This window comes from Amycolatopsis sp. NPDC058278 (genome assembly GCF_042881395.1).
GTDB lineage: Bacteria > Actinomycetota > Actinomycetes > Mycobacteriales > Pseudonocardiaceae > Amycolatopsis.
Window position 1 is genome coordinate 32,085 of record NZ_JBHVXZ010000111.1, and the last position, 736, is coordinate 32,820.

Sequence of the window (736 nt, forward strand, 5' to 3'; positions counted from 1 at the left end):
TCCTGGCTAGGCCGCGTCTGATTCAGAGTAGGAGACGATCCAGTGTTAAAGGTGCGCGGCGCGTTCCCGGGAGGCGATCCTCGTCGCCGCCCGGGAGTTGCTGGCGAGCGAGGGGCCCGGCGCGGTCACGCACCAGCGCGTCTCCCAGGAGGCCGGCGTGGGCCGGGCCACCGTCTACCGGCACTGGCCGCGGTCCGAGCAGCTCTTGCTCGACGTGATGGAGGGCGCCGATCTGCCGTTGTTCAAGGACCCCGGAAAGCCGGTCCGGCCGTGGCTGCACCGGCAGCTCCGGCAGCTGGCCGACGAGCTGATGCCCCCGGCCGTGGCGGGTCTGTCACTCGCCATGATGCAGTCGGCGCTCTGGGACGCGGAGATGGCACGCCGGCGTGACGAGTCGACCAGGACGATCCAGGAGCGGATCCACGCGGCGGTCCGGTCGGCCGTCGGCGCAGAGGAGCTGGAGTCGGACGCGGAGCCGGCGGATCTGGTGTCGATGCTGGTCGGACCGATCGTCTATCGCACGGCGATGCAGCGTGAGGTGGTCCCTGACGGGCTCATCGACCGGCTTCTCGACGGCATCGGAACCTGGCACCCCTGAGCGGGACTCTCGGCGCCCTGGCCGCCACGACGCTCACAGCATCGCCTCGGCGGTGATGGGGAAGTCGCGAATGCGTCGTCCGGTGGCGTGGAAGACGGCGTTGGCGATCGCCGGGGCCACGCCGACGAGGACGAGTTC

At 70.7% G+C, this 736-nt stretch carries 1 protein-coding gene; it reads left to right on the plus strand.

Annotated elements, in window-relative coordinates; genetic code table 11:
• Window positions 1-76 precede the first annotated feature (76 nt).
• Window positions 77-598, plus strand: coding sequence for a TetR/AcrR family transcriptional regulator (locus ACFVYA_RS38875; RefSeq protein ID WP_387052152.1), 522 nt, complete (start codon window positions 77-79; stop codon window positions 596-598).
• Window positions 599-736 lie beyond the last annotated feature (138 nt).